Consider the following 6,933-nt stretch of genomic DNA (forward strand, 5'->3'; position numbering starts at 1 on the left):
GGCCTCGTAGCTTGCGGGATCGAATGGGTCTTCGGCCGGGATCACCTCGCGGCCGAACAGCCAGCTCAGCCGTCCCGCATCAAGATTGCCGCGCACGAAGGGTTCGTCCCCGAAATGCTGCCACAGGGCAAGCATGAACCCCGCATCGGCCCGCCGGTCCGCCGGTCTGCGGTCGGGATAGCGGATGCGTTCGGTCAGCTTGGTCGCGCCATCCTTGTTGGCGCGGCGGACGACGAACTGGAAATCCGTCCCCGGCAGACGGCCCGGAAAGCCGCGGTGCTTTTCCATGTAGGGCAGGTTGGCCATGCGCGATCCTTACAGCGGGATATTGTCGTGCTTCTTCCACGGCACATGCACCTTCTTGGTGCGCAGTGACGCGAAGGCACGGCAGACGCGCTTGCGGGTGGAATGCGGCATGATCACCTCGTCGATGACACCTTTTTCGGCGGCAACGAAAGGATTGGCGAAGCGGTCCTCGTAATCCCTGGTGTGCTTGGCGATCTTTTCGGCATCCCCCAGATCGGCGCGGTGGATGATCTCGGTGGCACCCTTGGCCCCCATCACCGCGATTTCCGATGTGGGCCAGGCATAGTTGAAATCCCCCTGAAGGTGTTTCGAGGCCATCACGACATAGGCCCCGCCATAGGCCTTGCGGGTGATCACCGTGACCTTGGGCACCGTCGCCTCGCCATAGGCGAAGAGCAGCTTCGCCCCGTGCTTGATCACCCCGCCGTATTCCTGACTTGTGCCGGGCAGGAAACCGGGCACATCGACCAGCGAGAGGATCGGGATATCGAAAGCATCGCAGAACCGCACGAAACGGGCAGCCTTGCGCGAGCTGTCGATATCGAGACACCCCGCCAGCACCATCGGCTGGTTGGCGACGACACCGACGGTCGACCCTTCCAGCCGGATGAAGCCGGTCAGGATGTTCTTGGCAAAGTCTTCCTGTATCTCGTAAAAGTCGCCCTCGTCCGCGATCTTGGCGATCAGCTCTTTCATGTCGTAGGGCGTGTTGGGATTGTCGGGGACCAGCGTATCGAGGCTTTCGTCGATCCGGTTCACATCGTCGAAGAAGGGCCGCACGGGGGGTTTCTGCTGGTTGTTGAGCGGCAGAAAGTCGATCAGGCGACGGACTTCGGCCAAGGCCTCGACATCGTTTTCGAAAGCGGCATCGGCGACGGATGATTTGCGGGTGTGGGTCGCGGCACCCCCCAGTTCCTCGGCGGTCACATGTTCGTTCGTGACGGTTTTCACCACGTCAGGGCCGGTGACGAACATGTAGGAACTGTCTTTGACCATGAAGATGAAATCGGTCATCGCGGGCGAATAGACCGCACCGCCCGCGCAAGGCCCCATGATCAGGCTGATCTGCGGGACGACGCCCGATGCGGTGATGTTGCGCTGGAAGACCTCGCCGTAGGCGGCAAGGCTGGCGACACCCTCCTGAATCCGCGCACCGCCGGAATCGTTGATCCCGATGATCGGCGCGCCGTTCTGGACGGCCATATCCATGATCTTGCAGATCTTCTGGCCGTGGGTTTCCGACACCGAGCCGCCCATGACGGTGAAGTCCTGGCTGAAGACATAGACCAGACGGCCGTTGATCGTGCCCCAGCCGGTGACGACGCCATCGCCGTAGGGGCGGTGCTTTTCCATCCCGAAATCGGTGCAGCGGTGGGCGACGAACATGTCGAATTCCTCGAAACTGCCGTCATCGAGCAAAAGCTCGATCCGTTCGCGGGCGGTCAGCTTGCCCTTGTCGTGCTGGGCCGCGATCCGCGCCTCGCCGCCGCCCATGCGGGCCGCGTCGCGCCGGGCTTCAAGTTCCTGCAAGACGTCCATGAAAGTCCCCCCTCGTCCTCGTCGTTTCTGCATAGCGTGGTGGGGCAGGCGAAAGAAGGCAAATCAGGAATATTTGCAAATCCATGACTTTGCGTTTCCACAAATTTGCAAATTTGCAAACTGCGGCTTGACTGTGCAGCCAAACACAATGGACAGCCCCCGCGAAGAGGCATAGGTCAGATCCATGACGACAAGACCGATCGTCCGCTTTCTGGACCGCACAACCCCGCCGCATATTCTGACGCTCGTGCTGATCACCGGCATATCGGCGCTGAGCATGTCGATCTTCCTGCCCTCGCTGGCGGCGATGACCGACTATTTCCAGACCGACTATGCGATCATGCAGGTTGCGCTGTCGGGCTATCTGGCCGCCACCGCGGTGATGCAGGTCTTCATCGGCCCGATCTCGGACCGTTACGGGCGCAGGATGATCGTGCTGGGGTCGCTGGGGATATTCGTGGTGGCGACCTTCGGCGCGATGATGGCCACGACAATCGAGGTCTTCCTGTTCTTCCGCATCCTGCAATCGGCTGTCGCCACCTCGATGGCGCTGGGGCGGGCGATTGTCCGCGATATCGTCCCGCAGGACGAGGCCGCCTCGATGATCGGCTATGTGACGATGGGCATGGCGATTGTGCCGATGGTCGGCCCGATGATCGGCGGCGGGCTGGAACAATGGTTCGGCTGGCAGGCGACGTTCGCCTTTCTGGCCGTGGCCGGCATCGCGACCTTCCTGCTGGTCTTCGCCGATCTGGGGGAAACGGTGCAAGGCAAGGGCACCGGTTTCCGCGAGCAGTTCCGCACCTATCCCGAGCTTCTGAAATCGCCGCGCTTCTGGGGCTATGTGCTGTGTTCGGCCTTCGCCTCGGGAGGGTTCTTTGCGCTGCTGGGCGGCACATCCTTCATCGCCGACACGATCTTCGGCCTCAGCCCGATCTGGAGCGGCATCGCCCTTGGCGCCCCCGCGATCGGCTATGCGGCGGGCAATTTCATCTCGGGGCGGTTCTCGGTCCGCTACGGGGTGAACCGCATGGCGATCCTTGGCAGCCTTGTCCTGATGGTCGGCATGGGCGCGTCCTTGCTGCTGACGCTGTCGGGCGTCATCCATCCGCTGGCGTTCTTCGGGTTCTGCGTGTTCCTGGGGCTTGGCAACGGGATCGTTCTGCCCAATGTCATGGCCGGGTCGATCTCGGTCCGTCCGCATCTGGCGGGCACGGCCAGCGGGCTTGGCGGGGCGATCATGATCGGCGGCGGCGCGGCCCTGTCGCAATTCGCAGGCAGCATCCTGACGGTGGACTCTGGCACCCTGCCCTTGCAACTGATCATGTTCGCCACTTCGGTGCTGTCGCTTCTGTCGGTGCTCTTCGTCATCTGGCGGGAACGCCAGATCGCTTGACGCAAGGTTTGCTGTTGCTAATGTCGCCTTGCAAAATTGCAAAGGTGCTGCATGGCGGTCCAGAAACTCTATGTCGGGGCAAAGCTGCGGGAATTGCGCGGGCGGCTGTCGCTGACGCAAAAGGCCTTTGCCGACAAGCTGGGCGTCTCTTTGCCCTATCTCAACCAGATGGAAAACAACAACCGCCCCGTGTCCACGGCGGTGGTGCTGTCCCTGGCGCAGGAGTTCGGCTTTGACGTGACCGAGCTGCAACCCGGCGACGAGGCGCGTCTGGTCAGCGACATGCGCGAGGCTTTCGCCGATCCGGTCTTCACCGGCCCCGCCCCGGCCCTTGCCGACATGCGGCTGGCAGCGGCGAATGCCCCTGCCCTTGCGCGCGCCTTTCTGGACCTGCACGCGGCCTACCGGCAGACCCACGAACGGCTTGCCTCGCTGGACGAGGCCCTGGGCCGCGAGGATGCGCGCCTGCAACCGAGCCCCTGGGAAGAGGTCCGCGATTTCTTTCATTACTGCGACAACTACATCGACGCGGTGGACCGCAGCGCCGAGCGCTTTGCCACCCGCTGCCCGCCCGGCACGACGATTGCGGATCACGCGGTGCAGACGCTGGCCTCGGAAGGCGTCAAGGTGATCTTCGGTGCCTGTAGCGATGTCCGCCACTTCGACAGCGCGGCCAAGGTTCTTACCATCTCGCAGGATGCGGCGGGGGCGACGCAAACGTTCCAGCTACTGCTGCAACTGGCGCTGATCGTGCAGAACCAGCTTCTTGAAGCAACGCTGGACCTTGCGCGCTTTCAGTCCTCCGAGGCGCGCGCCATCGCCAAGGTCGGTCTGGCCAATTACTTTGCCGGGGCCGCCCTGATGCCCTACCGCGCCTTTCTGTCCGCAGCAACGGACTGCCGCCACGATCTGGAGGTTCTCGCCCGCCGCTTCGGGGCCTCGCTGGAACAGGTGGCGCACAGGCTGTCCACCATGCAGCGCCCCGGCGAGAAGGGGATCCCCTTCTTCTTTGTCCGCGTCGATCAGGCCGGCACGATCACCAAGCGCCATTCCGCCACGACGCTGCAATTCGCCCGCTATGGCGGGGCCTGCCCGCTTTGGAACGTGCATCAGGCCTTTGAACTGCCGGGGCAATTCCTGCGCCAACTGGCCGAGACACCGGACGGCGCGCGCTATTTCTGTCTGGCCCGCGACGTCAGCAAATCCGGCGGTGCCTATCATACCCCGACCCGCCGCTATGCCATCGGGCTGGGATGCGAGATGAAGCACGCGGGCGCCCTGGTCTATGCCGACCATATGGACGTGACAGCCGCCGAGGCCTATGCCCCGATCGGCATTTCCTGCCGCATCTGCGAGCGGAAGACCTGCCACCAACGCTCGGTCCCGCCGCTGGAACGCCAGTTGCGTGTCGATCCCGACCGGCGCGGGATGCTGCCGTATCAGCTTGACTAGACCCGCCGGACGCGGTCCAAAAGGCAAAGGCAGCAGGAGGGAACCCTATGGAACTAAGTGGCGCACGCACCATCGCGGCAGATGTGGACACCGTCTGGGCCCATCTGAACAACGCAGAAACACTCAAGACCTGCATCCCGGGCTGTGAAGAGCTGACCGGTTCGCCGGAAGAGGGTTTCGCAGCCGTGGTCACCCAGAAGGTCGGACCGGTGAAGGCCACCTTCAAGGGCGAGGTCCAGTTGTCGAACGTCGTCCCGGGCCAAAGCTATACCATCACTGGCGAAGGCAAGGGCGGTGTCGCGGGCTTTGCCAAGGGCGGTGCGGATGTGGTGCTGACACCGGTCGAGGGCGGCACCGAACTGACCTACGAGGTCGAAGCCAAGATCGGCGGCAAGCTAGCCCAACTGGGCAGCCGCGTGATCGGTGGCTTTGCCCGCAAGATGGCGGATCAATTCTTCGACCGCTTCCAGTCAGTCGTCGAAGGCGACGAGACCACCTGACCCGCGCAGAACGCCGCCGGGACCGGCCAAGACCGGACGGCCTTTTCAGATCGTCTGAATCCCATGCCGCATCGCGCGGCGTTCCAGATCCCCGGGCAGGCCCATCCCGACCTTATGGGCGTGCATGAAATCGCCGAAGGTGTTGTAGGGGCTGGGCGAGGCCGCAAGGATCCCGCTGACTTGCCCCGTCAGATTGTTCCCGCGAATTTGCCGCAGCCCGTGGTAATGCAGGACTCGGGTCGCGTCGTCGGCAAGCCGTGTCGTGCAGTTCCATTCCAGCGGCAGGGGTCTGTGGTAACGCTCTTGCGCGATGGTGCCCGCAAGCGCGATGGTGTCGAGCCACGGTCGCGTGTTTGCGATCCGGTCATCGCGGTCAAGGACCAAGGCGTTAGCATACCAGCGCTGGCCGAAATCCCTGGCCTTGCGGTCTGCCGGCGCAAAGAGGATCAGCCCCGCATTATAGGACGGATGCGCGACCTGCCCCGACCAATGCCGCACCTCGGGGGGAAAGCCCGCGAAACCCAGCGCCTCGGCGACGGCCTTGTAGTCATCCTCGCTCCGCGCCCAGCCGGGCAGCGTGTCGAGACAGACCGCCGTCCTGTCGCCCACCGCGAGGCTCATGAAACTGCTGTCGCGCATCAGGCACATGTCGGTGTCGAGGAACAGCGCCCAGCCCTCGGCCTGCACCTGTGACGCCGCGATCAGTTTGTTGCCCGCAGGATAGCCGTCGGCGAAGCTGTTCTCGATCGGGCGCAGCACCACGCCGCAGCTTTCCAGAAAGCTGCGCGTCTGCGGGTGCAGGGCGCCGATCCGGTCATGGCGGCAAAAGCCGACCATGCGAAAATGATCACGGCAGTTCACCATCAGCGAGGCCACAAGCAGATGCGCCTGCGCCTCGAGCGGTCCGGGCTCGACCATGAAGAAGATCGTCAGCGGAAGCTGCGCCGCCCTGTCGCGCGAGACCGGTGGCGTCAACGCAGGCGGCGTCCCTGTCGCCCTGTCCGACCGGTAGGCCGCGATGCGCCGGGCCACAGCGTCGGTGGCCTCGGGAGACAGCGGGGTTCCGAACCCCAGTTTCTGGGTCTGTGGCAAAACCCCGATATCGCTGAAGAACGTGGCCGTCAGGTCACGCGGGTTCGGCATGCCCGATGCCCCGGGTCGGGCGACGACATGGGTATCCGCAAGCACCACGACCAGCGCCGCGTTGAGAAGATCAAGACTGGTCCGCGCCGTCTGAAAGGCTGCGACACGGGGTTCGAGGGGCGCATCCGGCGGCTCGCCCGCCGCATGGGCGGCAAGGGCCGCCTGTGCGACGGGATCATTCTGCGACAGATGCAGCGTGCAGTCGGGGCCGGTCAACCCATCAAGCAGACAGGCGATCCGGTCCTGCCAGAGCCTGCGGTCGTCAAGCACGGTGGCCTTGGCGATGGCGGGCAGATCCACGAAGAACACGGCAGTGCGGGTGCCAAGGTCGCGGCACTTGTCCCGGACCTCTGCATTGATCCGGCGGGCTTGCCGGATCAGATCGTCACGCGGCGGTCCATCAGCGGCCATGACCTTGTCATGCAGCGCCTGCCACATCGGCAACAGGTCATTGACATAGCGCAGGCCCTGCCGGCGCAATCGACCGCGATTGCCGATGATGGCGTGTCGCAGGATCTCGGCCCCGTCGTCGACAGGGGCGATGCGGACTTCGATCTTCATACTGTCAGTCCCCGCCCCCCGTGACCGGTTTGCCGT

General features: G+C 64.0%; 6 protein-coding genes. 3 read left to right on the top strand and 3 right to left on the bottom strand.

Features of this window, described 5'->3' with window-relative positions:
* On the bottom strand, positions 1–288 hold a 288-nt coding region (locus V7N12_RS06790), incomplete at its 3' end, for a hypothetical protein (RefSeq protein WP_443089942.1).
* A gap of 27 nt (positions 289–315) precedes the next feature.
* Entirely contained in the window at positions 316–1,845 is a 1,530-nt protein-coding gene (locus V7N12_RS06795) for an acyl-CoA carboxylase subunit beta (RefSeq protein ID WP_333713592.1), read from the bottom strand.
* A gap of 184 nt (positions 1,846–2,029) precedes the next feature.
* Between V7N12_RS06795 and V7N12_RS06800 the strand changes: the two genes are divergently transcribed.
* From V7N12_RS06800 to V7N12_RS06810, 3 genes are read left to right on the top strand one after another with little or no spacing between them, the layout of a single operon-like run.
* The gene (locus tag V7N12_RS06800) at positions 2,030–3,241 is read left to right on the top strand and encodes a multidrug effflux MFS transporter (protein WP_333713593.1); all 1,212 of its coding nucleotides are present in this window, start codon (positions 2,030–2,032) and stop codon (positions 3,239–3,241) included.
* 51 nt (positions 3,242–3,292) lie between these two features.
* Entirely contained in the window at positions 3,293–4,693 is a 1,401-nt protein-coding gene (locus V7N12_RS06805) for a helix-turn-helix domain-containing protein (protein WP_333713595.1), read from the top strand.
* Between the two features lie 47 nt (positions 4,694–4,740).
* Positions 4,741–5,193 carry a CoxG family protein gene (locus V7N12_RS06810; RefSeq protein ID WP_333713596.1) on the top strand — a complete coding sequence of 151 codons (453 nt, stop codon included), beginning with the start codon at positions 4,741–4,743 and terminating at the stop codon, positions 5,191–5,193.
* Positions 5,194–5,238: 45 nt separating this feature from the next.
* On the opposite strand, the gene V7N12_RS06815 is transcribed toward V7N12_RS06810, so the two are convergent.
* The gene (locus V7N12_RS06815; protein WP_333713598.1) at positions 5,239–6,897 is read right to left on the bottom strand and encodes a hypothetical protein; all 1,659 of its coding nucleotides are present in this window, start codon (positions 6,895–6,897) and stop codon (positions 5,239–5,241) included.
* Positions 6,898–6,933 lie beyond the last annotated feature (36 nt).

The sequence above is a fragment of the Yoonia sp. genome (genome assembly GCF_036770585.1).
Taxonomy (GTDB): Bacteria; Pseudomonadota; Alphaproteobacteria; order Rhodobacterales; family Rhodobacteraceae; genus Yoonia.

Bases quoted from the DNA above. Each gene is read 5' to 3' on its own strand.
- V7N12_RS06795 (WP_333713592.1), bottom strand. From the start codon at position 1,845: ATGGACGTCTTGCAGGAACTTGAAGCCCGGCGCGACGCGGCCCGCATG.
- V7N12_RS06800 (WP_333713593.1), top strand. From the start codon at position 2,030: ATGACGACAAGACCGATCGTCCGCTTTCTGGACCGCACAACCCCGCCG.
- V7N12_RS06815 (WP_333713598.1), bottom strand. From the start codon at position 6,897: ATGAAGATCGAAGTCCGCATCGCCCCTGTCGACGACGGGGCCGAGATC.
- V7N12_RS06805 (WP_333713595.1), top strand. From the start codon at position 3,293: ATGGCGGTCCAGAAACTCTATGTCGGGGCAAAGCTGCGGGAATTGCGC.
- V7N12_RS06810 (WP_333713596.1), top strand. From the start codon at position 4,741: ATGGAACTAAGTGGCGCACGCACCATCGCGGCAGATGTGGACACCGTC.